We start from the raw sequence: 25680 nt of genomic DNA on the forward strand, positions 1-25680 counted from the left end.
TTTTCTTACACCCTTTCTCAATCACTTACAGCTGACTTGCTGTAAAGAAATTATTTTCAAAAACGAAAAATAATCCTGTTGTCATTTCGTCTATCTTTTTTTACCTGTTGAAGCAGGAAAAATAAAAAAAGCTTTCATCCTAAAATGTACAACTGTACACTTAGGACGAAAGCTATGACTTCCGTGTTACCACCTAAAATTCGTTCTGACCTTACGATCACAACCTCTTCCAGTACTTGCAAAATCCGCATACTGAGGTGCTGTAACGGGCACTCCCGTGATAGACTCGGCAATTATTTCCTCATCCATCCTGCTCAAAGACCATTTTCCATCTAACTGCCATAACTCCTTTTCAGCGTACCGGAGCTCTCTTTGTACTTTAATCAGATGTACTTTTCTTTTCATCGCTTTCTCATGTATATGAGAGGATTATATCAGGCGGTTTTCATCCTGTCAAACACCAATTGAAATTTTTTACAAGTTTTCAAATTCGTTTACGTCAACTTCACGTAAAGACAAGATCCACGCATCTAATTCATCTTTTGTATTCAACGCTTTAGGATCAGCAGAAACTTTTTCATTGATCGAAGAAACGACACCCGTCAATGGACTTTTAAATTCTTGAACCGCTTTTTCTGCTTCAAGTTCTAACAACGGTTCGCCAGCTTTCACTGTTTGACCGATTTTTGGTAATGAGGCAAAAGTCACTTCGCCCAGTGTATCTGCCTGCTCTGAAGTCAACCCCATGCAGTAATCTTTATCGTTATGTAAAACCCATAGACCTTCATTTTTTTTCAAGTAACTCATTTGTTTAAACACTCCTTTTTTCATACTAAAAAGATCATTTTTCATAGGAAAATCTATTCCTATTTTTAACCCTTGTCAATCAAAGTGTTTGCTATTTCCATAAAACTTTAAAACTTTGGTTGATATGTTTTAACTTCTCTTATTGCTACGCAAAGTTTGCACGATTTTCTTCGTAAACTGCTTCTTTGAACCCATTTAATAAAAATTGCTCATTTTTGATCACAAGCGGACGCTTTACTAACATCCCGTCGCTGGCTAACAATTCGCTGGCTTCACATACTGATAGGTCTGCTAGTTTATCTTTTAAACCTAGTTCGCGATACTTCATCCCGCTCGTATTAAAAAATTTTCGCACCGGCAACTCGCTAGCTGTCAGCCATTTTTCAAATGTATCAGCCGAAGGTGTCGCCTGGATCAAATCAACTGTCTCATAGTCGATCCCCGCTTGATCTAACCAAGCTTTTGCTTTGCGGCAAGTAGAACATTTAGGATACCAATAAAATTTAACCACGGCGTGTCCTCCTTATAGGCTGTTTATTTGCACTTTGATAACGCATCGATAAAATCAAACCGATTCCGATCATATTTCCTAAGATCGATGAGCCCCCTTGACTGATAAATGGCAATGGAATCCCCGTCAATGGCAGCAAGCCAATGTTTGCTCCAATATTTTCAAAAACATGGAACAGCATCATCATAACGATCCCCGAAGCAATATACGCATAAAATTCATTGTTCATGTCAAAGCATAATCGAATCATTCGATAAATCAACATGAAATAAAGCAAAATCACAAATGCTCCGCCAACAAAACCAAAGTTCTCACCGATCACAGTAAAGATCATATCAGACTCTCGTACCGGAACATAAACATTGCTGACGTTATAACCTGTCCTGAACATCCCGCCAGAACCAATCGCCATCAATGCGTGGGCCAGCTGAAAACTTTTTCCTTGCGGATCGTGGAACGGTTCCAACCATGAATCAATCCGGGCAAATTGATAATTTTTAAAACCGATATGAGTCAGCAATTCCCGACCCGTATCTGTCATAACTAAAAATATCAATGTCCCCCCTAAAACAACGGCTAGAGCCATCGCAGGAACTAGGATCAGCCAAGAGATTCCTGACATCAAAAACATTCCCGCAAAAATAGCGAGAAAGACTAACATCGTCCCAAAATCTTTTTGCGCTAATACTAGACCTAAAACCGGCAGCGTGACTAACAGCATCTTGCCGATCAGCTGTGCATCTGTTTTCAAACTGTGGAGTTTATTCGTCACATTGTGTTTGGTGATGATCAATGCCATCATCAAAATATAGGCGATTTTCATCAACTCAGAAGGCTGGAAAGTCAATGTTCCAAACTTAAACCAGTTTTTTGAACCTGTCGAGGCAGCCAAAGCTGGATCGTAAAATTTTAATAGCGCCAACATGACCGCTAAACCGACCACATACAAAAACGGCGTCAAGCGCCATAAGAGCTTCGCATCTAAATGAATGATAATTACAACTGCTAACGCCCCGACCACATACCAAATAGACTGCATAGCAAGCCCGCGAAAAACATTGGGATTTCTTGGATCTTGGGTCAATGCCACGTATAAGGAAAGCAACCCGATCAAACATAATATAAAAACAGGTAAAATAACGCCGTAATCAATCCGGCTATCGTTATTATTCTTTAGTCTATCCATTATTCATCTCTTTTCCACCAGTATACTCGTATCATTATAGACGCTTCTTTGTCCAAAGAAAAGTCACCGCCGCTGACTTTGCAAAATCTTTATTCTTCTTGGCTGTCTCGCCGTAAAAAATAAATCAATCCCCAGATCCCCAGCTGTAAAATACTGAATAGCAAAACAAATTGAACTTTAGCTACGTTCCAATCAATCACCAATAATTTCAAAACAGTCAATGGATGGATCAACAATTCGATCGAATGGATCCGCTCAAATCGTCCGATATAAATTGCAACACTGGCTAGAAACGCAAGGATCACAAAACTTGCGATTTTGTGTCTGACTGACAACTTACTTGCCGATAACAATTTGAATACTTGCGCCATACCAATAAAAACCATCACTACTATTGGCAGTACTAACGTCAGATATGCCCACCAATCACTAGTGGCATTCAAAAAGTGCCCACCGGATTGATAGATCCCTAGACTTGCCAAATGAAACAAATCGGTCAGTAAATAAGGAATATTAGGAAAAAATAGTAGCCATAATGGTATGAACAAAAAACGCCATTTGTTTTCCACTCTCAAAAAAAGCCGCCCAAAAATAAGCGGCAGCCATGCCAAAAAGACATTCAATCCCATAAAAGAAAACGTTTCTTGCGTAAAATACATAAATAAAATATAAATCAGCACACTTATATGAAATACAGCTACTTTCTTCATTCTTCTCCTTCAAAAAACCACATACTTGTGATGATATAAGAAAAAGCCGTCATCATCAAAGAATAGTCCTTGATTCGACGGCTTTGTCGTAGTGCCAGCTGCAGGATTTGAACCTGTGACCTACGCGTTACGAGTGCGTTGCTCTACCAACTGAGCTAAGCTGGCAATTGGTACAAGAGAAATTATAGAAAACTTTTTAGAAAAAGTAAAGTAAGATTCTTCTTAAAAAGCGATTACATGAAAAAAAATTGAAAATATGTTAAAATAAAGCATGTGATAAAAGGAGGCGTTCGAAATAGATGGCTACATTTGGCAAAATAGAGGCACACGTTGATCCTTCCGAAGCTGGGAAAGAATTCCCCGTAAAGACACACGTTATGTTCACTATTCGGGGCGAGTCCCAAACCGGGTTCGTTACTAAACAATTGAGAAACGCAGCAGTTATTGAAATTGATGAGAAACAAGACAACGGAGACTTGATCAATCAATCCAATGGTGTTGTCGTCATCAACTATAAACAAATGAAAAAAATCTAGTTTTAAAAAAAGGCGAACCGTTCAAACGGCTCGCTTTTTTTATTTTGTTCCGAATAAACGGTCCCCTGCATCGCCCAAACCAGGAACGATGTAGCCATGTTCATTTAATCTATCATCTAATGCGGCTGTGTAAATATCTACATCCGGATGTGCTTCTTGCAGCAATTTTACGCCTTCAGGTGCGGCAACTAAACAAACAAATTTCATGTTTGATGCTCCGCGTTTTTTCAATGAGTCGATCGCCATAATTGCGGAACCGCCAGTAGCTAACATAGGGTCAACGATGAACAATTGACGGCTGTCGATGTCTTCCGGCATTTTGAAGAAATATTCATGCGGTTCAAACGTTTCTTCATCACGGAACATTCCGATGTGTCCAACTTTAGCAGCTGGGATCAATTCTAAAATACCGTCTACCATGCCGATACCAGCACGCAAGATCGGTACGATCGCAACTTTTTTCCCTGATAATGTCTTTTGCTTAGATACTGTGATCGGTGTTTCGATCTCAACTTCTTCTAACGGCATATCACGAGAAACTTCGTACGCCATCAACATTGCGATTTCATTGACTACTTCACGAAAAACTTTCGTTCCGCAGTTTTTATCACGAATAATCGTTAATTTATGTTGGATCAATGGATGATCGATTACTTGAAACTTGCCCATATTAAATTGCTCCTTTATTCTGCATTTCTCCTAATTATAAGACAACTGCCGCCAGAAAACTAGTCTAATGTGAATGAATTGGATGAGATTTTGTTAATCCTAAGACTGCTTTGCGAAGCTCTGCTAATTTTTCTGCATCACCTTTTGAACGCAAGGTTTCAACAATCAATTCAGCTACTTGTTTTGCATCTTCTGCTTTGAATCCGCGACTGGTAATCGCGGCAGTACCGATCCGGACACCGCTAGTTTCTTTGAAGCTTTTTGATTCAAAAGGAATTGAATTTTTATTGACAGTAATTTGGACACTGTCTAATAATTCTTCTGCTTCGCGCCCTGTGATGTCAAAACCAGTTACTTCAAGCAAGAGCAAATGATTGTCGCTGCCGCCAGAAATCACCCGCGTCTCTGGTGTTTGATTGAAAACTTTTACCATTGCTTGGATATTTTCTAAAACTTGTTCACTGTATGTTTTAAATTCCGGTGCTAAAGCTTCTTTAAAAGCAACCGCTTTGGCTGCGATCACGTGTTCTAACGGACCGCCTTGCAAACCGGGGAAAACGGCGCTGTTGATTTTTTTCGCTAAGTCTGCGTCATTCGTCAAGATCAAACCACCGCGAGGTCCGCGTAATGTTTTATGTGTCGTTGAAGTAACAACATCTGCATAAGGCACTGGGTTAGGATGCAAACCAGTTGCGACTAAGCCGGCGATATGAGCCATATCTACCATCAATTTTGCATCAACTTCATCAGCGATCTCACGGAAGCGGGCAAAATCAATCGTCCGACTATACGCACTCGCACCTGCTACGATCAATTTAGGCTGATGTTTCCGCGCCAAAATACGAACAACTTCATAGTCGATCGTTTCGGTATGTGGATCTACGCCATAGCTGACAAAGTTGTACAACTTGCCGCTGACATTCACCGGAGATCCATGCGTTAAGTGACCGCCGGCTGATAGATCCATTCCTAAAACTGTGTCTCCTGGTTGGATCAGTGAAAAATAAGCCGCTTGGTTGGCTTGCGAGCCAGAATGGGCTTGGACATTTGCAAATTTTGCATCAAATAATTCTTTTGCGCGATCGATTGCTAGATTTTCTACGACATCGATGAATTCACAGCCGCCATAATAACGACGTCCGGGATATCCTTCCGCATATTTATTTGTTAAGACACTCCCTTGCGCCATTTGTACAGCTTCTGATACGATATTTTCTGAAGCGATCAATTCAATATTCTGTTCTTGACGCTCCGCCTCATTTTCAATTGCTCCCCATAGTTCGGGATCTAGTGTTTTATAATCCATCCCAACGCCACCTTTCATTTTTGTGATTTAAGTATACGAAAGATTTTACAGATAATCGAATTTTTTGTTTACTTTTCTGCGAAATAGTTTTGTGCCGCAGCTTTCTTCAAACGATTCATATATGCTAACCCTAAGTGATCCTCAGGAAAAATTTCTGCAAAGATCACATCAACTTTATGACCTTCATCCAAAGCCCGCAATCCGCTGAACAACCCGCGAGTTGCCGCTTCGATTGTATTCTCATCAAATACAAACCGATCCGTCGATCCGTATTGTTCTGCGATTTTTGGTGTCGCTAATAAACCAACTTTTTTCTCGTTGTTTTTTGCCCAGGCTAATGCTTTATCCCAGTCAGTTGGCCGAATCATCAAGACCGGCGTGTCTGGCGAATAATGTTTGTATTTCATCCCAGGTGCTTTTGGTGTTTCGCTTTCTTTGACTAAATGTTTATCCAGAGGAATCTCGATTCCTAATACTTCTTCTAATTTTTCTTTTGTGACCGCACCTGGCCGCAAAATCGTCGGCACTTCACCGCTCAAATCTAAGACGGTCGATTCTACGCCGATTTGGGTCGCACCATCATCTAAGATACCCGCAATTTTACCTTTTAGATCATGATAAACATGCGACGCTGTAGTCGGACTAGGTTTTCCCGATGTATTCGCGCTTGGTCCAACCAGCGGAGCTCCCGTTTTTTCAATTAAAGCCAGTGTCATTTCATTATCAGGCATTCGAAATGCGGCTGTGGATAAACCACCGGTAACGAATGGACTCAAGCTGCCTGGTTTGATTGAAAAGATCAACGTTAACGGTCCAGGCCAAAAATTTTTAACGATTTTTTCAGTCAACGGGTGATAGCTTCCCACAAATTTTTTGGTCATCGAAAAGTCGACTACATGAACGATCAAAGGATTGTCGCTCGGACGTCCTTTGACTGCAAAAACTTGCTCGACTGATTTCGGTAAAAGCGCATCAGCTCCTAATCCGTAGACGGTCTCAGTCGGAAAAGCTATCAGTTCTCCTTGTCGTAATAATACTGCTGCTTGATTTATTTGATCCGATTTAAAAATTTTCGTTTCCACAGTTTCTCCACAGCTCCTTTTTTTATTCTTCCTAATTTATAACCATCGGCTAGCGAGTTATCCCCGTGTTGTGGATAATCAACTTGTCAAGTGTGTATAACCATGTTGATAACTTTTTATCTTTTGAAACATTGTTGGATCGTTGTTTTTTTATTATCTCTCCCGTTAAAAATAATTTTCTTAGCAAACAACGATCATTCGATCATTGCCGGACATATCTTGATGGATCGTCACTTTTTTTTCAGGAAAAGCCGTTTGGAAAATCGACTGAACAGCGGCTCCTTGGCGAAACCCGATCTCTAAGAAAATCATCCCTTGCGGATTCAATAATTTTTGTCCCTCGATAGCGATTTTTTGATAGATTGCCAGCCCATTATTTTCAGCAAATAATGCGGTTTTTGGTTCATATGTCCGAACACTTTCGTCCATCAAGTCCCATTCGTCTTTACTGATATAAGGCGGATTACTGATGATGATGTCTTGTTTTTCAGAAATCGCTGACAAGACATCACTTTGCCTAAAATCGATCGTTGCTTGTAAATTTTTCGCATTCTCTTCAGCTACTTGCAAAGCGCCTTCAGAAATATCAACAGCCATCACTTGCCAAGCCGAACGTTCCAGTTTCAGACTGATCGCGATAGCCCCTGTGCCGGTCCCGATATCGACAACTTTCTTAGGTGAAGCCTCATTCATCGCTAAACAAAGAGCAACCAATTCTTCTGTTTCTGGTCGCGGGATCAACGTATCTGCGGTGACTTTGAAACGACGATCAAAAAAATATTCAAAGCCTAATAAATATTGCGGCGGAATATTTTCCATTAAACTGGCTAAATCTTTTTCGATCATTGCCTCATCTGCAGTTGGAATCTCTTCTCGCATGCGCAATAGCCATTGGGTTTTATCCCAATTTTTACGAGCTAAAAAAAGATATTCGATCGCATAACCTTCTTTATTGGCTGCCTCTAAAAAAGAAGAAGCCCCCGACAGGACTTCTACATAAGTTTTAGCCATTTTGCATATCTTCCAATTTCTTGGTTTGATCATACATAATCAAGGCGTCGATAATCTCATCCAGCTTGCCTGCTAGGATCTGATCTAATTTTTGAATCGTTAAACCAATCCGGTGATCGGTCACACGATTTTGCGGGAAGTTATACGTCCGAATTCGTTCAGAACGATCGCCAGTACCAACAGCAGATTTACGGCTGGCATCGTATTCGCTTTGCGCTTCTTGTTGGATCTTGTCATAAACCCGCGCACGTAAGATCTTCATCGCTTTTTCGCGGTTTTTGATTTGAGAACGTTCATCTTGCATCGCTACTACGATCCCTGTTGGAATATGAGTCAAACGAACCGCTGAAGCCGTCTTATTGACGTGCTGTCCGCCGGCACCGGACGCGTGATAAATATCCGTCCGAATATCTTTGTCCGCCATATCAATCTCTACTTCTTCTGCTTCAGGCATCACGACGACTGTCGCAGTAGATGTATGGATCCGTCCTTGCGATTCCGTTGAAGGTACCCTCTGAACACGATGCGCACCGCTTTCGTATTTCAATTTAGAATACACATTATCCCCTGTAATCATCATGATCACTTCTTTGTAACCGCCGATTCCAGTCACATTGGCTTCCATGACTTCCGTTTTCCAGCCTTGATTTTCTGCGTATTTTTGGTACATATTGAATAGATCGCCGGCGAATAGTGCCGCTTCGTCTCCGCCCGCAGCCCCGCGGATTTCCATGATAATATTCTTATCATCATTTGGATCTTTCGGTAATAGTAAAATTTTGATTTCATCTTCTAGAACTTCTTTTTCTTTTTTCAAGTCAGAAAGTTCTTCTTTGGCCATTTCAGCCATTTCAGCATCTAGATTTTCACCTAATAATTCTTCTGCGTCACTGATACCTTCCACTACTTTTTTATAGCGGCGATACGTGTCGACCGTTTCTCTAGTCCCGGCTTCTTCTTTTGAAAGCTGCATAAAGCGCTGCGTATCATTGATAACTTCCGGATCGCTCAGCAATTCGCCAAGCTCTTCATAACGATCTTCGATTGCTTGCAGTTGATCATACATGGATAAAATTCCTCCTAATTCATTTTAATGTAATTATTTTTTTCAAAAATAAAGCTGATCTTCATCACGTATATCATTCCGCTATACACTTGGACCTTTGAATCCTGCCAAAAGCGGAACTGACATCCTAATTCATTTTAATGTAATTATTTTTTTCAAAAATAAAGCTGATTTTCATCACGTATATCATTCCGCTATACACTTGGACCTTTGAATCCTGCCAAAAGCGGAACTGACATCCTAATTCGTTTCATTTAATGTACTTATTTGCGTTTACGCAAAAAGTTCTGCTAAAAAAACTCTAATCAGCTTCGTGAATTGTTTCTGGATGTAAATAGTGTTTGCGGCAAACAGGGTAATAAGCTTCATTGCCGCCGATTTGGACTTGCGTTCCTTCATAAACGGGGTGTCCGTCAATATAATGCAAGTTCATCGTAGCCTTTTTGTGGCAGAACCAGCAAATCGTCTTTAGCTCTTCCAATTTATCCGCATACAGCAGTAAATATTTTGAACCTTCAAACATCTCATTGCGAAAATCATTTTTCAAACCGAAAGCCATCACCGGAATATCTAATTCATCCACGACCTGTGCCAACTGTATGACATGTTCCTTTGTTAAAAATTGTGATTCATCGATCAGTATACAATAAGGTTTATAATCGAGCTTTTTGATAAATTCAAAAATATTGGTCTCAGAAAAAATGGGTACTGCGGGTCGGCTCAAGCCGATCCGGCTAGAGATCGTGCCGATCCCATCACGTGTATCTATTCCGCTAGTCATCAACACTACCGGTTTATGTTGTTCCTCATAATTATGGGCAACTTTTAAAATTTCGATTGTCTTACCGCTGTTCATTGCACCATATTTAAAAAAAAGCTGGGCCATTTCATGTCACCTTTCCCTTTTGTTCCTATCGTATTATAGCGGAAAAGACCGATGATTTACAGTAATAATTTTCAGCAACTGACGGTCTTAATAGAATCATCTACTATTTTCATTGCTGTTGTCGATTATCTTTTAAAAATTTCAATGAACATTTTAGCCAATCTCACAAAAATCAATCATCCGCTTCAAGGGAATTGCACACAAATTGCCTAGGACAACGGGTTTATCCCTTTACATCTCCCTGTTTGGCGGAAGTTTTTTTCAAAAAACCATGCTATACTGAATTTATTGTTAAAAAATTTTGCTGTTCGTGTTTTGAACAGATCATGTAAGGAGTCTTCCATGAATTTTGATCGACGGATTAATTTTTTCAAAAAAAGCTGGCAAAAATTGAACAATCGCTTTTCTTCGATTCAAATCATCGTCTTCTATTATTTAGCTATGACGATTCTTTCGTTAATTTTATTTTATTTACCGGTTTTTCGCGAACCGGGTTCGCACGTCCCATTTCTCGACATGGTCTTTATGGCGATCTCAACGATTTCGGTGACAGGTCTGACGACTTTTGATATCAATTCTGTCTTTAATGATGCCGGCGTCTTAGTACTGGAAGTTTTGTTCCACATCGGCGGTCTGGGGATCATGATGATCACTACTTTCTTTTTTATTGTGTCTAAGCGGCGGATCACTTTAAAACAGCGGCAACTGATCATGACGGATATGAACCAGCCGCGGCTCAGCGGGATCGTAAACTTGATTCGGATCACTTTTACGATCTTATTGGCAATCGAGGTGCTTTTCGGAACAGTCTTTTCGATTTATTTTTATCTCGCTGGTTATTATCATAAAATTTCTGAAGCAATCTTTTTTGGTTTCTATCAATCTATTTCTGCATTGACCAATTCAGGCTTTGATGTGACGGGGGAATCGATTATTCCTTTTTCCCACGATGTCTTTTTTATCGTCACAATCATGATCTTGATTTTTATCGGCGGAATCGGTTTTCCTGTCTTGATGGATTTCCACGGCTGGATCTACCACAAACGTTCCAAATCAAAATTGCCGTTTCGATTCAGTCTCTTTTCAAAAATCGCCTTGCTGGCATTCTTCATCCTTTTTATCGGAGGTGCGGTCGCGATTTGGTTATTGGAAAAAGATCATAGTTTTGCCAACATGAATCTATTCGATCAATGGCTGAATTCATCCTTTTATTCTATGACAGCACGCAATGCCGGTTTGCAGATCCATGATTTGAATATTTTTCAAAATACAACCTTGATCATTTTTTCTTTATTGATGTTCATCGGCTGTTCGCCAAGTTCAGTCGGTGGCGGGATCCGAACCACGACGATTGCGATCATTGGTTTGTATCTATATTCATTTTTGAAAAACGAGAACGACATCAATATTTTTGGACGTAAGATTGCTCAAGAAGACGTTCGAAAATCCGTCGTAGTCTTTATGCTTTCTGCTGGAATGTGTTTATTCAGTATCCTCTTTTTGACAGCGACTGAAGATCATTCCTTGATTGCAATCATTGTTGAAGTCACCTCTGCTTTTGGAACGACTGGACTTTCATTAGGGATTACCGCGGATCTTTCCAATACTGGGAAAATCATGATCGCTATTTTGATGTTTATCGGCCGGGTCGGAATGCTCTATACGTTGATGCTCTTTGTACCAAAAGAAACACAAGACTTGGGCTATGAATTTCCAGAAGAAAAGATTATTATTGGCTAGGGGCAAAATCTTGTCCCCCGGCTTTTTTTATGAGCTCGACTGGACCGCGCAACTAAGCAGGCGACAGTCAGAACCTTAAGAAAAAGGAAAGCTGTTTAAATTTTTTTTTTAAATATGATAAGATAAATTAAATTCGTTACAGTTATGGAGGATGTGTAATGGGGTTACGAAGTCAACTGGCGATCACTGCCGGCAGAACCGCCCAATGGGTATTAAAAACCTTCTTTAAAGGCGGGTCCAGCTACCCAGGTCAACTTGCTTTAAAGATGGATCCAAAAATTTTAGATACTTTAGTGAAAGATTATAAAGTAGTCGTTGTGACCGGAACGAACGGAAAAACATTGACGACAGCTTTAACTGTTAATATTTTGAAACAAGAATTTGATTACGTTTTGACGAATCCGACCGGCGCCAATATGGTGCAAGGGATCGTCTCAACTTTTTTGAATGCTAAAAATCAAAAAGGTGCCAAAAAAATTGCGGTTCTAGAGATCGATGAAGCCAGCTTGAGTAAAGTGACAGAATATATCAAACCAGAATTATTCTTGTTCACAAATATTTTCCGCGACCAAATGGATCGCTATGGCGAGATTTATACGACTTATAAACTGATCGTCGACGGCGCGGCAAAATCACCGAAGGCACCGATCTTATGTAACGGCGACTCGCCGATCTTTAATTCTTTAGAAACAATCAATCCGAGAAAATATTACGGCTTCGATCATTTACCTGATGAAGATCAAGATGCACATTACAACACAGACGGACTGCTTTGTCCGAAATGTCAGCATATCTTGAAATATAAAATGATCACTTATGCCAACCTCGGCAAATATTATTGTCCAAACTGCGGCTTCCATCGGCCAGAATTAGATTATAAGTTAACTGAGATGAAAGCGATGGATAATAAATCTTCGGAATTTGTGATCGACGGTCAAGACTATAAGATCGAAGTTGGCGGGATGTACAATGTCTATAACGCATTGGCAGCAACTGCCGTCGCCGAATACTACGGCGTTTCTAAAGAAAAGATCAAACGTGGTCTAGGTTACGACGAAAAAGTCTTTGGACGACAAGAAGAGTTTGAGATTGATGGAAAAAAATGTACATTAGTCTTAGTCAAAAATCCCGTCGGTTTGAATCAAGTCATCGATATGATTGGTCTAGCACCTTACCCCTTTTCATTGGTCTCCTTGTTGAATGCAAATTACGCAGACGGCATCGATATCAGCTGGATTTGGGATGGCAATCATGAAGCCTTTGCTGAAATGGATATTCCAGCAGTGATTGCAGGCGGTGATTGGCATCAAGATATGGCACTGCGTTTGCAAGTTGCCGGTATTCCTGCTGAAAAACTAACTGAAACCGCAAATTTAACGGATGTCATTGAAAAAATCAAACAATTGCCGACAGAGCACGTGTATATCTTGGCAACTTACACAGCTGTTTTGCAATTACGTAAAGAACTAGCCCAAAAAGGCTACATCAATGGGGGTATGGATCGTGGCTAACTATGAATTGAATTTAGCACATTTGTACGGAAATTTATTAAACACTTACGGCGATAATGGGAACCTCTTAACTTTGAATTATTATGCCAAACAAATGGGAATTGAGATTCACTCAGAAATCATCAGCATTTATCAAGACTTCCAACCTGACAAATATGATTTCGTCTTTATCGGCGGTGGTCAAGATTATGAACAAGTTATCGTCTCAAAAGATATTCAAACAAAAAAAGAAGCATTGACGCAATACATCGAAAACAACGGCGTTTTGCTGTCGATCTGCGGCGGCTACCAATTATTAGGCCATTACTACATTGGCGCAAATGGTGAAAAGATCGAAGGTATCGGTGCGTTGGATCACTATACTTTGAGCCAAGACAATCATCGCTTTATCGGCGACATTGAGATCCATAATGAAGAATTTGGCGAAACGTATTATGGCTTTGAAAATCATAATGGTCGAACTTTTTTAGGCGCAGGCGAACGGCCGCTTGGTACGATCGTCAAAGGCAATGGGAATAACGGCGAGGATCAAGGCGAAGGCGTTATTTACAAAAATGTCTACGGCTCTTACTTCCACGGCCCAATCTTAGCTCGCAATAAATCCTTAGCCGTTCGGCTGCTGCATACCGCTTTAAAAAATAAATACGGCGAAGATGTCAAATTGCCGGAATTACCATAAAACAAAAAAATGACCTTCAGCTTTTGGCTGAGGTCATTTTTTTGCATCTAGAAAAAGTGTTTCGTTTTTTTTGTAACGATCACAAAAGCTAGATTTCTTCGTCTAACTTTTGTGGGTCACTGTATTTCAAAGCTAAACACTTTTTTGGTTTATTTTTTTCCTGGAGTTGAAGCGATGATCTTCATTTCGCCGGCTACTTTCCATTCTGTGATTTGCGCTGGCAAGATACAGCTGGTCCCAGGTTTCATTTCGTAACTTTGACCATCGACCATCAGCTTGCCGTAGCCTTCAACAACTGTCACCAACGTGTAGTCGCCGTCTTTTTTAAGTGAAAGTTCGCCAACGACATCCCATTCATAGACATTGAAGAAATCTGTCTTTAAATAAGTAATCACTGAAGACGAGCCTTTTTTATTTTCTGTGACTTCTAATTCTGGACTGATGGCTGGCACGGTCGTTACGTCGATGGATTGTTGGATATGCAGCTCACGAGTATTGCCTTGATCGTCTTTGCGATCATAATCATACACACGGTATGTCGTATCTGAACTTTGCTGCGTTTCTAAAATCATGATTCCTTTGCCGATCGCATGGATCGTGCCGCTTGGAACATAGAAGAAATCTCCTTTTTTAACTGGAACGCGGCGCAATAGATCATCCCATTGTTCTGCTTCGATCATTGCTGCTAGTTCTTCCCGTGTTTTGGCATTGTGACCATAAACGATCTCTGAACCTGGTTTGGCATTGATGATGTACCAACATTCCGTTTTTCCTAGTTCGCCTTCATGTTTTAAACCATAGCTGTCATCTGGATGCACTTGAACAGATAAATCATCTTCTGCATCTAAAATTTTAGTCAATAATGGAAACACATCGCCTTTGGCATTACCGAATAATTCACGGTGTTCTGCCCAAAGATCACTGACTTTCCAACCTTTGTAAGGCCCATTTTCTACGATACTGACGCCATGAGGATGCCCGCTGATCGCCCAGTCCTCACCGATTTTTTCATTAGGAATATCAAAGCCAAAAACAGTATGCAGCTGATCGCCGCCCCAAATTTTTTCTTGAAAAACTGGTTGTAAGAATAATGGTTCCATGATTTTTGCCCCTTTTTGATTTTAATGTATTTTTTTACTTGTTGCCTGTAAATTTATGCACTTTCTTTTTTGCCGAGTTAGACCAAGCGCTATTTTTGATAAATTTTTGCTCGTTCAGCTAAGTAACAAGCTAAAATTTTATCCCGCTGTGTCACATAATAACTGCGTCGATCTGTTGGATGAACTCGATTCGACAGAAAAATGAACGCTGATTGTTTTACGACATCCAGCATGAGAAAAGTCCCCGTGTAACCTGTATGAAAAAGTAGCGGTGTTTGATCGAATGGACTAAATCTCAAATCCCAGCCAATCGAACGGTTGCCTCTTCCCGATGGTGTCTGATTCTCAAGCAATTTTCGAATCGTCTCTTCCTGTAAATAAATCATATCGTTAACCCAGCCAAGATTCAAACACATTTTCGCAAATTTACTTAGATCTTTCATATTCGTAAATAATCCCGCATTACCGGCGTGTTCTGCTAAGACTCGAGCTTTCGGATCGTGGGTGATTCCCTTTAAAATCGTGCCATCAGCCAGTTTTTGGGTCGGTACGATCTGATTATAGGGCGGTTGCGGTAAAAAAACGCTGTCCGTCATCCCTAAAGGTTGCAGCACTTCTTCTTTGAAAACTTCGATTAGGTCTTTTTGATAATACTTTTCAATAAAAAATCCTAATAAAATCGTGCCCACATCAGTATATTGCACGCGAGCTCCAAGATCCTCGCCTGATTGCAACGTTAAATACGCCGCCCGCAGCTCCTTGGCATTTAACTGGTCACGATTGGGAATATACGTTTGAATATCTGACGTATGGGTCAGCAGATGACGCAGCGTGATTGTTTTATTTTGAAATTCCGGCAACAACTCATGCAAGGTCTGATCCCAAGAAAACTGACCTGCCTCTTTTAATTTCAACATAATTGTCGTTGTACAAACGACTTTGGTCAAAGAAGCCACATCAAACAGAAAGTCTGCCTGCATTGCTATTGGTACCGGTTCAATTTGTGCGTTGCCTAAAACGTGCGTTTCAGTTTTTTGATCTTCAATAAAATGGAAGACGGTACCGGGAAAAACGCCTTCCTCCATTTTTTCTTTTATTAATTGAGCTGTTTTAGGATACATGAGCGCCCTCCTTAGAATATATTTCCTAAAAAGTATAGCACAAATCAGCAAAAGACTTCCTCACAGTTAGAAAAAGGATTCCTCTCTATCGATAAATTTTTCAAGTCGAACAGGCAAAAAAAAGACGCGACATCGATATGCCGCGTCCGTCTTATTCTTTATTTCAATACGAACCACCATTCGATCCCAGCCGCATCATAAAGTGTAATCAAAGAGTTCTTTTTATCACAGAAACAATCCCTTTTTTCTTTCGTTAACAGGTCGCGTAATTCTGACAACTTTTCTTTTGAGACTCTGAATTGTAGAAAATCCAGACCAAGCACTTTATCTGTCGGCAAATCGATCGTGCCGCCAGTCGCAGTCGTTAAGCCTACATTGAATTCACCGCGGTTCAGTACAAGTTCTTCTTCGCTTTCATCATACACTGTCAATCCTAAAATATCTGCGAGAAACGCTTTTTGCTTATTCACGTTGCTGACATTCAAATGAATTTTGTCAAAATAAGCTTCGTGGATTTTTTCACGCTTCGTTGTTTTTTTCAGTAATTCGGTAAAATCTAACTTGACCGGTTCGGCTAACGACCGTTCTTTGCTCGGCGCATAGAAGATCTCGATCTCATTTCCTTCAGGATCTTCAAAAAGTAATCCTTTCTCTTCATCTGCTTGTAAAGCGGATTTGACTGGATACTCTTCTTTTTCTGCCCGATAATAGACGTTTGCCAATTCCTCAATGTTCGGTACAACTAATGAAACTCGCTGCATTTTTTTAATTTCGCCACGGTGCTCATCTGCGCGTGGGCTCTCTTCCAGCCAAAGCAATTCACTCGCTGGGTCTTTGTATCCTAAAATCGCTAACTCATTTTCTTCTCGCAATAAGTGAAGTCCAATGATATCTCGATAGAAATGAATCATTCCATCACGGTCTCGCACACGAATAGCGATCGTTTTTAAATTAAGTTCTCCTAAATGAAAGTTTCCCATTGTTTTCTTCCCTCCGTCATTACTATTTTAACGATGCCTTCTAATTCACGCAAGCGATATCCTTTCCGTGACTCGAAAACGCTATTTATTCCCTCGAAGCAGCAAAAAAATCAGTAACGATTCAAGTTTTGAAAATTTTTTGAATGTTTTCTTTACTTTTCGTCAAATTCATTTAAACTACCTATGATGAAACTTGTAATCACACAATAAATAGATTAGAGTGAGAATCAATCTTAAAAAGAGAAGGCTGTTGAAAAAAATGAATTATTCAGTAACAACAAAAGAATTTATGTTGCTTGCGGCAAAAGAACCCGTAAATATTTTAGATTTAAGAGATCCTGAGTTTATCGATTCCTTTGATTTATTAAACGAATCGAATGTCACTCGTATTTCATTGACCCAGTTGCCGAATCGTTTGCACCAACTTGATAAAGGTAAAACGTATTACCTATTCACTCAATTTGGTGGGCGCTCAAAAACGATGGCGCAATTCTTACGCAACGAAGGATACCAAGTAACCAATGTGATTGGCGGTACGACTGCTTATGAACATTATCTTGCAAGCTAAAAAAACTATTTAAGCAAATAGATTGTCGAAAGTTGCTATTTTGTGTACGATTTACTTAGACTAAATCTTAAGGAGTGTTAATTTTGGCCAACGTTCTAGTAGTGAATGCTCACCCATTAACCGCAAAAGATTCACAAACAGTAACTATTCTAGAGACTTTTATTGAAGCACACCAAGCAAGCCATCCAGAAGATGTTTTTACCATGCTGGATTTGTACCAAATGGATCTGCCTGAGATTGACGGTAATCTGCTCTTAGCTTGGCAGGCACTGCAAAAGGGAACAGATTTTACTGAACTAAGTGAGACACAGCAAGAAAAAGTTCGGGTTTTCAATGAATTTACGGATCAATTTTTAGGTAGTCAAAAAATCGTGATCGCCAATGCTTTATGGAACTTGAATATTCCAACAAGATTAAAAGCTTGGTTCGATACGATCAATGTTGCCGGTAAAACCTTCAAATATACAGCAGAAGGCCCAACTGGCTTGGTCACTGACAAAAAGGCGCTCCATATCCAATCAAGCGGCGGCACGTATCAAGGGCAAGACTTTTCAGCTCAATATGTTAAAGGGATCTTGAATTTTATCGGGATCACCGAGTTTGACTCCATTTACATCGAAGGCGCGGATTATGATCCAGAGAATGCTCCTGAGATCATGGCTGCGGCAAAAGAAAAAGCCAAAGCATTGGCTGCACAATTTTAGCCGACGTTGTCTTTTAAAAAACTATACAAAAAACCTGTCGATTATTCATAGGCAGGTTTTTTTTCTTCCTCTTCGTAAAGGTTTGAGACGCCTTTATACCATTCAAAAATATGGATCACAATAACTTTCATTACCGCATAAAAAGGAATTCCCAAAATGATTCCCGTGATTCCAAAGATCTTTCCGGCAGTCAATAAGACGAACATGATTGTGATCGGATGGATCTTCAATTGATTTCCCAAAACTAACGGTGAAACGATCCTTCCTTCGATCGTTTGTTCAATTGTAAAGACAATGATTACCTTGGCTAGCATGACCGGACCTGTGACGAGTGCAATGAAAATCACCGGTACCATCGCTAAAAATGAACCCAAGTATGGAATCAAATTTAAAAAACCTGCCAAGATCCCTAACGTAATCGCATAATTCATCCCAACTAATGAAAAACCAATAATAAACATCACTGCCACTGAAAATGCTACGGTCAGCTGGCCACGGATATATGAAGCCAATTGCGAATTTATTTCCGACATCACTCGATAGGTTGGTTTCCGCATTTTAGTTGGCAAGAATTTGAGAATATACGTCGCTAAGCGATTGCCATCTTTCAATAAGAAAAATAAAATGATCGGTGCAGTAATCAAAGCAATCATTACCGTCGCTAAGGTGGAGACCACACTGCCCAGCCCTTGTAAAGTCACCCGTGAGATGTTTTGTGCAGTCTCTGTCAGTGACTCTAAAATTTTCTGCAAACTATTATCGAGGTGTTCTTGAAAAGGTTTGAAGGTTGGATCTTTAAAAATCTCATTCGCCTTATCGCCGATCGTATCAAAATAACTTGGCAAACTTTTCATCATGGATCCGATCTGTTCACGAATCTGAGGAATGATGACCACAATGCCCCAAATGAGCAATGCGACAACTATTATGAACAGCAAGATGATCGCAAAAGTTCGATTCATTCCTTTTCTTTCTAGAAAATTGATCACCGGATTCATCAAATAATAAAGGATCCCAGCAATCACCACTGGCAAACCGACAATTGCAAAAAATTGACCGACTGGTTCAAACAGATAGGACACTTTTGTGAAGACCAGCGTAATCAGCAGCAGCAGCAATACAATGATCAATGCCACAACAACTTGGCTGTTTAAAAACCAGCGCCAAAACCAAGAAGTTTTTTGAGCTATTCTTTTTTTGTCCACTCACTCACGCTCCTACCGAAATAAAATTTTCATCCCAACTTCCAATTTTGGAAGTTTTTTTGGGGTAACATAGATCGCATTGGGGATTTCCCCAACTTCTTCTTGAAAGAAGACAGTCGCATGTCCGATCTCATTTAAGTTTTGATTCGCTAACGGTCCTACACCGTGTACTTGATACGCTTGATCGCCAAAAATCAGTTGTCCGCCTTCTTTTAAAGCGATCAATTCATCATTCAGTGTTTTTTGTACAATCGAAACATCCAGCAAATCTGGTGCAATCGTCTGACCAAAAAGAACCAAAATATTTTCGTCATCAATCGCATTTTTTCCAATTTGAGTAATTTCTGTCGCTGTCATCTGTCACACTCTTTTCTCATTTATTTTTCAATTATAGCACAAAGTTAGCGCTATCCAAGCGGGAATAAACTTGCTAAAATGTAGATACAATGAAGGAGGTCTTTTCATGATCTACAAAATACTTTTAGGAACTTACACACGCAGGCTCAGCCAAGGGATTTATCAAATCGAACTGGATACTGCAGCTGAAACATTAAATAATCTTACCTTAGTAACTGAAGAAAACAGCCCTACTTACCTTGCCCAAAGCAAAGAAGATTTTCTTTACTCAGTGACTAGCCGTGATGGTCAAGGCGGCCTCTCCAGTTATGATCCGCAAAATAAATTTTTGAATGCGGTGACTGAAGATGGAGCATCGCCTTGTTATGTAGCAGTCGATGAAGCACGGCAATTAGTTTATGGAGCAAATTATCATAAAGGAGAACTTGCTACTTACAAGATCCAGCCGGACGGTTCGCTTAAAGCCGCTGCAACAGTTTTTCATGATGAACCGACAGGCCCGCATAAAAATCAAGACAAAGCACATACTCATTACACAGATCTTTCACCTGATCAACGCCTAGTTGTTTGCGATCTTGGAACTGATCGTGTATACACCTATGATGTTGCAGAAACCGGTGCTGTTGAAGAAGTCGCCGTCTATTTAGCAGAACCAGGAACGGGGCCTCGCCATCTAGTCTTCCACCCGGCTAAAAAAATCGCTTATCTTTTTGGTGAATTAGACAGCACTGTCAGTGTCTTAGCTTATGATGAAGCAGACGGCAGTTTTACTCAAAAACAAAAAGTTTCAACTTTACCAAAAGACTTCGATGGTGAAAATGGCGGTGCTGCCATTCGAGTATCAAATGATGGTCGTTATCTTTATGCATCGAATCGCGGACATAATTCGATTGCTGTATTTGCAATTTCAGAAGACGGCTCAACGATCGAACTGATTCAATCTATTTCTACAGAAGGAGATTTCCCACGTGATTTCGCCTTAAGTCCAGATAATGCGTATGTTGTTGCTGCCAACCAAAACAGCGACAATCTGACCCTTTATCGCCGCGATAGCCAAAACGGCTTATTGACTATGATCCAAAACGATATCTTTGCCCCAGAAGCCGTTTGCGTTTATTTCTGCTAATGCAGATTGAACTCGCAGCGACAAACGCTAGCAGAAAGGAGTATTCCTGATGGATAAAGAAGCAGTGATCGAACGATTAAAAAAAGAATTGGACTTGCCTAACTTTAAAGGCCGACTAGAAGAAAAAGACTACACTGAAGAAGACTATCAAAAAATCAAAAAAGATTTGGACGACTATTTCGAAAACTATGTGAGAAATGTCGAGAATTAATTCCAGAAAAGGGCTGTGACAAATGTCACAGCCCTTTTTCTCGAATAAACGGTATTTCAATTTAGTCAGCTAAATAAAAAAAGCACCGATCGGCAAATCGGTGCAAAAGGAGTATTGCCTAAATGCAATGAAAATGAAAAAGAAAAGGTTGTTACTGGTTATGAATCAATCATACCTGATTCATTCTTAAACGTACTTAAAATAACGTTATAATATAATTAGAAAACTTTTGTTCTCTTTTATTCAGGATTGTTCATTATTTCAATAACAAATTTGTGATTTTCTGGATTGTTTTGTAAATCGTATCTGTCGCAGCATCTTGTTTTTTTTCAGCAGCGTTGAAAGTTTCTTCATCGACCGTTGGCAATAAACTAGCAGTCATTTCTTGGCAGCCAGCTACATATTGAACATAGGCTTTTTCAAAGCTTCGGTGATTCCCCATCACTTTTGCCGGAGCTTTAAGCAGACCGATTTTTTCTAAATTTAATTGATAAAATTGTGTTCCTTCTTTAAATAATTCATGGATCTCAGATAATTTTTCTTGATCAAATTCTGCGATTTTCTTTTCATCGATTGCTTGGCGGATCTCTTCATAACTTGGATGCAAACGTTCACCCATTTTTTCTGTATTTTGAACGATCTCATTGATCTCTCGTGCGTAAAATCCTGTGTTCGGTCGCATTTATTTATTCCTACTTTCTATCTTTTGATACTTTCATTTTACCGATTTTTGGTCGATATGCAAAGTCACGTAGAAAATATTAACGATTGCTTCATGTTTACCTACATAACTCATAAAAAATTTGTCGGATTTTCAGCTAAGCTGTCAGAAAACAATCGGCTAAATCGTTTAGCTGCTTCAACAAAAAAACTTCGTATGATTCCTAAAAGCAGGATTCATACGAAGTTTGATTTTTAGCTTAGTTTTCTTTTTGAGTACTGCGTTGGAAGAATTTTACGATCTCAACGATTGGGATGATCGCAAATGATGCTCCAATAACGATTCCCCATTGATATAGATCAAGATGAGCTACTCGGAAGACATCATTCAGTCCAGGCACTACGATGATTACCATCATCAAGACAAAGGATAGCAAGATCGCCCAGTTGAAACTCTTATTGCGGAACGCGCCAACTTTGAACAATGATTGATGGACAGACTTCACATTGAAGGCATGGAACAATTGCATCAAGCCTAATGTTGCAAATGCCATTGTCAATGCATCCGAATGAATCTCAACATAAGTTGCGTGGACTGGCCATTGAATCGCAGACCAGTAAACAAATAATACGGTAGCCGCTTCTAAGATCCCTTGGTAAATGATACTTGAGAAGACGCCGCCAGAAAATAGATTTGAGCTGCGGCCGCGAGGTTTGTGCTGCATCAAGTCTTTTTCTGCTGGTTCCATTCCTAAAGCGATTGCTGGGAATGTATCAGTTACTAAGTTGATCCATAACAAATGAATTGGCAATAACGTATCCCAGCCAAGTAATGTTGCGATAAATAGCGTCAATACTTCACCCAAGTTAGCAGCTAACAAATATTGAACTGCTTTTTGGATATTTGAGAAGACTTTACGTCCTTCTTCAACAGCAACAACGATCGTTGCGAAGTTGTCATCAGCAAGCACCATATCAGAAGCCCCTTTAGAAACTTCTGTTCCGGTGATCCCCATTCCGATACCGATATCGGCTTGTTTCAAAGCAGGTGCATCATTAACGCCGTCACCAGTCATGGCAACCACTTTGCCTTCTTTTTGCCATGCTTTCACGATGCGAACTTTATGTTCTGGCGAAACGCGGGCATAAACGGAATAATGTTCCACTTTTTGGGCAAATTCTTCATCAGACATTTCATTTAATTGTGCCCCGGTCATAACAGCAGCATCATTGCCTTTTTCGATGATACCTAAACGAACGGCAATCGCTTCAGCAGTATCTTTATGGTCACCAGTAATCATGATTGGACGAACGCCCGCTTCTTTAGCTACGCGAACTGCTTCGGCAGCTTCCGCCCGTTCAGGGTCGATCATACCGACTAAACCGGCAAAGATCAAATCATTTTCGACTACTTCAGATTCTAATTCTGCTGGAATTTGGTCAACATATTTATAAGCCATGCCTAAAACACGCAATGCTTGTTGAGCCATGTCTTTGTTATTAGCTAAAATAGCTTGTTTTTCTTTATCAGTCATTGGTACGACTTGACCATTTAGTAAAATTTGTGATGCACGATTTAGTAAGACGTCTGGTGCCCCTTTAACAGCAACTAAAATCTTGCCGTCTTTTTCTTTGTGCAACGTACTCATCAACTTACGATCTGAGTCGAATGGCAATTCGCCTACACGAGGTTCTTCAGCTACTTTTTCTTGTACATCAAAATTATTATTCAAACCAAATTGAACTAACGCTGTTTCCGTTGGATCACCAATCAAACTGCCATCTTGAGCAAATTTTGTATCATTGGCGTAGTTCATTACTTTCATCGCCATGCTGTCGACCGGTACTTCGCCATTCGCATCATATTGATGATCGTCTACATATAATTTTTCAACTGTCATTTGGTTCAATGTCAATGTCCCAGTTTTATCTGAGGCGATGATATCTGTCGAACCTAATGTTTCAACTGCTGGTAATTTACGAATAACAGAATTTCGTTTTGCCATCACTTGTGTACCTAAAGCAAGGATGATCGTAACGATCGCAGGCAATCCTTCTGGAATCGCGGCAACAGCCAATGAAATCGAAGTCAATAACATATCGATCCAAGAAGTATCGTTGAAGAAAATACCAACGAAAAACATAACGATCGCGATAATAATGATCGCAAAGGTCAAGAATTTACTCAATTGATTCAAGTTCGATTTCAACGGTGTTTCCGTTTCATCCGCTTGAGCTAGCATGTTCGCAATTTTTCCGACTTCGGTATTCATTCCAGTATTAACAACGACACCTTTACCGCGGCCGTAAGTTACATTACTGTTTGAGTAAGCCATATTGACACGGTCGCCGATACCGACTTCCCCTTCGTCGATCACGATCAATTCTTTTTCAACGGGAACTGATTCACCAGTCAAGGCTGCTTCTTCAATCTTTAATGAAGCAACTTCGATCAGACGTAGATCCGCTGGTACCACATCGCCTGCTTCTAACATAACGATATCGCCAGGAACAAGCTCCGTTGATTTTACAGAACTTATGTGACCATCACGTAAAACATTGGCATTTGGCGTGGACATTTCACGTAATGCTTCGATTGCTTGTTCGGCCTTAGATTCTTGTACAACCCCCATCACCGCATTGATGATAACAACGGCTAGAATGATGATCGAATCTACCACTTCGTGAGAAACTACTGCCGAGATCACTGCCGCAAATAACAAAACAATGATCATCAAGTCTTTGAATTGCTCTAAGAAGCGGACGAGCATACTTTTCTTTTCGCCCTCGTCTAATTCATTTTGACCATACTCGCTTAAGCGTTTTTCCGCCTCAGCAGAGGTCAATCCCTCTTCGGTCGTTTGAACTTCCGCTAAAACCTGCTCTTTTTCCTCTGAGTAAAAAGGCTTTAGTAGTTGTTGCTTTTTCTCCTCTGACATTATTTTCCTCCTTAAATTGGTGTTCCTTTTGGAAGTAAAAAAATAGACTTGTGTATGCGAAAAGACACATACATAAGTCTCACTATTTAAGACAACACCAGAAAAATTTCTTTTCTTGCTGGTGGCGTTGTCACAGCTTGCGCTGCTAGTTACTCCCTCATGAATACAAAACGAATTATAGCATGAGCAAAGGCTGGAATACAATCACTACTTTCAGATAAATGAGTTGTAAGAGTTTCCACTAGAGACTTTTGTCCAAAAATCTTCAGTTGTACCTCGTTCTATCCCCATTATAAACTTTTCCCGGATATCTGGATAGTTTTTAGCAACGCTAGTCACCAAGTTTTTGATTTCTTCTCGCTTTGTCTTTTTATCTACCGGACAAGGATTAAAAACGACTGGGAGTTCTTCTCGTTTCACCAGCTGGATGATTTGCTGTTCTTCCAAGTAGATCATTGGACGAATCAAAGTCACGTTAGTCTTTGATAAATAGCTCTTCGGTTCAAAACTACTCAACCGTCCGTGAAATAAAAAATTCATAAAATAGGTCTCGATCGCATCATCTACATGATGACCCAAAGCAACTTTTTGACAACCAAGTTCACTCGCACGATTGTATAAAATTCCCCGCCTTAATTTAGCACACAACGAGCACGGCGACTTTTCTGCGCGAATATCAAAAACGACCTTCGCAATCGTCGTTGGAACGATTTCAAGTTGGTAGCCCAAACTTGCTACAAACTGCTGCATCGGTGTGCTGTCGCAATCGTCAAATCCCATATCAAGAAAAATCGGAACAAGTTCAAAATCAAAGCCCAAACGTCGCTGCCGTCGAATTCGATTCAATAAATACAACAAGGTAGTACTATCTTTCCCACCGCTCATACCGATTGCTACTTTGTCGCCAGGCTCGATCATTTGATACGTTAAAATCGCACGGCGCAGCGGATTATAGTAATTCTGATTGTCTTTCTTTTTAAATCCCATCTCGCTCGTTCCTTTCATTTAG

The 25680-nt window shown here is 40.1% G+C and carries 26 protein-coding genes, 1 tRNA gene and 1 other annotated feature; of the genes, 8 read left to right on the plus strand and 19 right to left on the minus strand.

Annotated elements, in window-relative coordinates:
* Window positions 1-158: 158 nt before the first annotated feature.
* Window positions 159-414: a binding site (T-box leader), on the minus strand.
* Between the two features lie 60 nt (window positions 415-474).
* From FFM63_RS06725 to FFM63_RS06745, 5 genes are all read right to left on the minus strand, one after another.
* Window positions 475-807, minus strand: a complete 333-nt coding sequence (locus FFM63_RS06725; protein ID WP_137609553.1) for a glycine cleavage system H family protein — start codon at window positions 805-807, stop codon at window positions 475-477.
* A 145-nt stretch (window positions 808-952) separates the two neighbouring features.
* Complete coding sequence (locus FFM63_RS06730; RefSeq protein WP_137609554.1) at window positions 953-1318, minus strand: arsenate reductase family protein; 366 nt, start codon at window positions 1316-1318, stop codon at window positions 953-955.
* Window positions 1311-2507: an FtsW/RodA/SpoVE family cell cycle protein gene (locus FFM63_RS06735; protein WP_171000206.1), complete on the minus strand. Its 1197-nt coding sequence runs from the start codon at window positions 2505-2507 to the stop codon at window positions 1311-1313. The genes FFM63_RS06730 and FFM63_RS06735 overlap by 8 nt, the downstream gene beginning before the upstream one ends.
* Window positions 2508-2593: 86 nt before the next feature.
* Window positions 2594-3214 carry a DUF1361 domain-containing protein gene (locus FFM63_RS06740; RefSeq protein ID WP_137609556.1) on the minus strand — a complete coding sequence of 207 codons (621 nt, stop codon included), beginning with the start codon at window positions 3212-3214 and terminating at the stop codon, window positions 2594-2596.
* 92 nt (window positions 3215-3306) lie between these two features.
* A tRNA-Thr gene (locus FFM63_RS06745) sits at window positions 3307-3379 on the minus strand.
* A 134-nt stretch (window positions 3380-3513) separates the two neighbouring features.
* Between FFM63_RS06745 and FFM63_RS06750 the strand changes: the two genes are divergently transcribed.
* The gene (locus FFM63_RS06750) at window positions 3514-3750 is read left to right on the plus strand and encodes a hypothetical protein (RefSeq protein ID WP_137609557.1); all 237 of its coding nucleotides are present in this window, start codon (window positions 3514-3516) and stop codon (window positions 3748-3750) included.
* A gap of 39 nt (window positions 3751-3789) precedes the next feature.
* Here the strand turns inward: FFM63_RS06750 and upp are convergent, their stop codons facing one another.
* The 6 genes from upp to FFM63_RS06780 form a co-directional block, all read right to left on the minus strand.
* Window positions 3790-4419: a uracil phosphoribosyltransferase gene (gene upp / locus FFM63_RS06755; RefSeq protein ID WP_137609558.1), complete on the minus strand. Its 630-nt coding sequence runs from the start codon at window positions 4417-4419 to the stop codon at window positions 3790-3792.
* A 64-nt stretch (window positions 4420-4483) separates the two neighbouring features.
* Window positions 4484-5725, minus strand: coding sequence for a serine hydroxymethyltransferase (glyA, locus tag FFM63_RS06760; RefSeq protein WP_137609559.1), 1242 nt, complete (start codon window positions 5723-5725; stop codon window positions 4484-4486).
* 68 nt (window positions 5726-5793) lie between these two features.
* Window positions 5794-6807, minus strand: coding sequence for an L-threonylcarbamoyladenylate synthase (locus FFM63_RS06765; protein ID WP_137609560.1), 1014 nt, complete (start codon window positions 6805-6807; stop codon window positions 5794-5796).
* Window positions 6808-6987: 180 nt separating this feature from the next.
* Window positions 6988-7818, minus strand: a complete 831-nt coding sequence (gene prmC / locus FFM63_RS06770) for a peptide chain release factor N(5)-glutamine methyltransferase (RefSeq protein ID WP_137609561.1) — start codon at window positions 7816-7818, stop codon at window positions 6988-6990.
* Window positions 7811-8884 (minus strand): peptide chain release factor 1, encoded by a 1074-nt coding sequence (prfA, locus tag FFM63_RS06775; protein WP_137609562.1) that lies wholly within the window; start codon window positions 8882-8884, stop codon window positions 7811-7813. Before prfA ends, prmC begins: the two co-directional genes overlap by 8 nt.
* Window positions 8885-9185: 301 nt before the next feature.
* Window positions 9186-9770: a thymidine kinase gene (locus FFM63_RS06780; protein WP_137609563.1), complete on the minus strand. Its 585-nt coding sequence runs from the start codon at window positions 9768-9770 to the stop codon at window positions 9186-9188.
* A 342-nt stretch (window positions 9771-10112) separates the two neighbouring features.
* On the opposite strand from FFM63_RS06780, the gene FFM63_RS06785 reads away from it, so the two are divergent.
* From FFM63_RS06785 to FFM63_RS06795, 3 genes are all read left to right on the plus strand, one after another.
* The gene (locus FFM63_RS06785; protein WP_137609564.1) at window positions 10113-11510 is read left to right on the plus strand and encodes a TrkH family potassium uptake protein; all 1398 of its coding nucleotides are present in this window, start codon (window positions 10113-10115) and stop codon (window positions 11508-11510) included.
* Between the two features lie 158 nt (window positions 11511-11668).
* Window positions 11669-13021 carry a Mur ligase family protein gene (locus FFM63_RS06790; RefSeq protein ID WP_137609565.1) on the plus strand — a complete coding sequence of 451 codons (1353 nt, stop codon included), beginning with the start codon at window positions 11669-11671 and terminating at the stop codon, window positions 13019-13021.
* Window positions 13014-13700 (plus strand): type 1 glutamine amidotransferase, encoded by a 687-nt coding sequence (locus tag FFM63_RS06795; RefSeq protein ID WP_137609566.1) that lies wholly within the window; start codon window positions 13014-13016, stop codon window positions 13698-13700. Before FFM63_RS06790 ends, FFM63_RS06795 begins: the two co-directional genes overlap by 8 nt.
* A 149-nt stretch (window positions 13701-13849) precedes the next feature.
* Here FFM63_RS06795 and manA read toward each other — a convergent pair whose 3' ends face one another.
* The 3 genes from manA to FFM63_RS06810 form a co-directional block, all read right to left on the minus strand.
* The gene (manA, locus tag FFM63_RS06800) at window positions 13850-14800 is read right to left on the minus strand and encodes a mannose-6-phosphate isomerase, class I (protein WP_137609567.1); all 951 of its coding nucleotides are present in this window, start codon (window positions 14798-14800) and stop codon (window positions 13850-13852) included.
* Window positions 14801-14889: 89 nt separating this feature from the next.
* A complete protein-coding gene (locus FFM63_RS06805; protein ID WP_137609568.1) occupies window positions 14890-15921 on the minus strand; it encodes a serine hydrolase domain-containing protein in 1032 nt (343 codons plus the stop codon).
* 158 nt (window positions 15922-16079) lie between these two features.
* Complete coding sequence (locus tag FFM63_RS06810; RefSeq protein WP_137609569.1) at window positions 16080-16901, minus strand: VOC family protein; 822 nt, start codon at window positions 16899-16901, stop codon at window positions 16080-16082.
* A gap of 259 nt (window positions 16902-17160) precedes the next feature.
* On the opposite strand from FFM63_RS06810, the gene FFM63_RS06815 reads away from it, so the two are divergent.
* Window positions 17161-17469 (plus strand): rhodanese-like domain-containing protein, encoded by a 309-nt coding sequence (locus FFM63_RS06815; RefSeq protein WP_137609570.1) that lies wholly within the window; start codon window positions 17161-17163, stop codon window positions 17467-17469.
* 83 nt (window positions 17470-17552) lie between these two features.
* On the plus strand, window positions 17553-18173 hold the full coding sequence (locus FFM63_RS06820; RefSeq protein WP_137609571.1) for an FMN-dependent NADH-azoreductase: 621 nt from the start codon (window positions 17553-17555) through the stop codon (window positions 18171-18173).
* Between the two features lie 41 nt (window positions 18174-18214).
* Here the strand turns inward: FFM63_RS06820 and FFM63_RS06825 are convergent, their stop codons facing one another.
* Window positions 18215-19378, minus strand: coding sequence for an AI-2E family transporter (locus FFM63_RS06825; RefSeq protein ID WP_137609572.1), 1164 nt, complete (start codon window positions 19376-19378; stop codon window positions 18215-18217).
* A 12-nt stretch (window positions 19379-19390) separates the two neighbouring features.
* The gene (locus FFM63_RS06830) at window positions 19391-19735 is read right to left on the minus strand and encodes a PTS glucitol/sorbitol transporter subunit IIA (protein ID WP_137609573.1); all 345 of its coding nucleotides are present in this window, start codon (window positions 19733-19735) and stop codon (window positions 19391-19393) included.
* 106 nt (window positions 19736-19841) lie between these two features.
* Here FFM63_RS06830 and FFM63_RS06835 point away from each other — a divergent pair, with 106 nt between their 5' ends.
* Both FFM63_RS06835 and FFM63_RS09790 read left to right on the plus strand, forming a co-directional pair.
* The gene (locus tag FFM63_RS06835; RefSeq protein ID WP_137609574.1) at window positions 19842-20861 is read left to right on the plus strand and encodes a lactonase family protein; all 1020 of its coding nucleotides are present in this window, start codon (window positions 19842-19844) and stop codon (window positions 20859-20861) included.
* 49 nt (window positions 20862-20910) lie between these two features.
* A complete protein-coding gene (locus FFM63_RS09790) occupies window positions 20911-21072 on the plus strand; it encodes a hypothetical protein (RefSeq protein WP_171000205.1) in 162 nt (53 codons plus the stop codon).
* Between the two features lie 256 nt (window positions 21073-21328).
* On the opposite strand, the gene FFM63_RS06840 is transcribed toward FFM63_RS09790, so the two are convergent.
* The 3 genes from FFM63_RS06840 to FFM63_RS06850 form a co-directional block, all read right to left on the minus strand.
* Window positions 21329-21754 carry a hypothetical protein gene (locus FFM63_RS06840; protein WP_137609575.1) on the minus strand — a complete coding sequence of 142 codons (426 nt, stop codon included), beginning with the start codon at window positions 21752-21754 and terminating at the stop codon, window positions 21329-21331.
* A 238-nt stretch (window positions 21755-21992) separates the two neighbouring features.
* Complete coding sequence (locus FFM63_RS06845; protein WP_137609576.1) at window positions 21993-24671, minus strand: cation-translocating P-type ATPase; 2679 nt, start codon at window positions 24669-24671, stop codon at window positions 21993-21995.
* 213 nt (window positions 24672-24884) lie between these two features.
* Window positions 24885-25658 carry a tRNA 2-thiocytidine biosynthesis TtcA family protein gene (locus tag FFM63_RS06850; RefSeq protein WP_137609577.1) on the minus strand — a complete coding sequence of 258 codons (774 nt, stop codon included), beginning with the start codon at window positions 25656-25658 and terminating at the stop codon, window positions 24885-24887.
* Between the last annotated feature and the right edge of the window lie 22 nt (window positions 25659-25680).

The organism is Enterococcus pingfangensis, assembly GCF_005405205.1.
Classification (GTDB): domain Bacteria; phylum Bacillota; class Bacilli; order Lactobacillales; family Enterococcaceae; genus Enterococcus_A; species Enterococcus_A pingfangensis.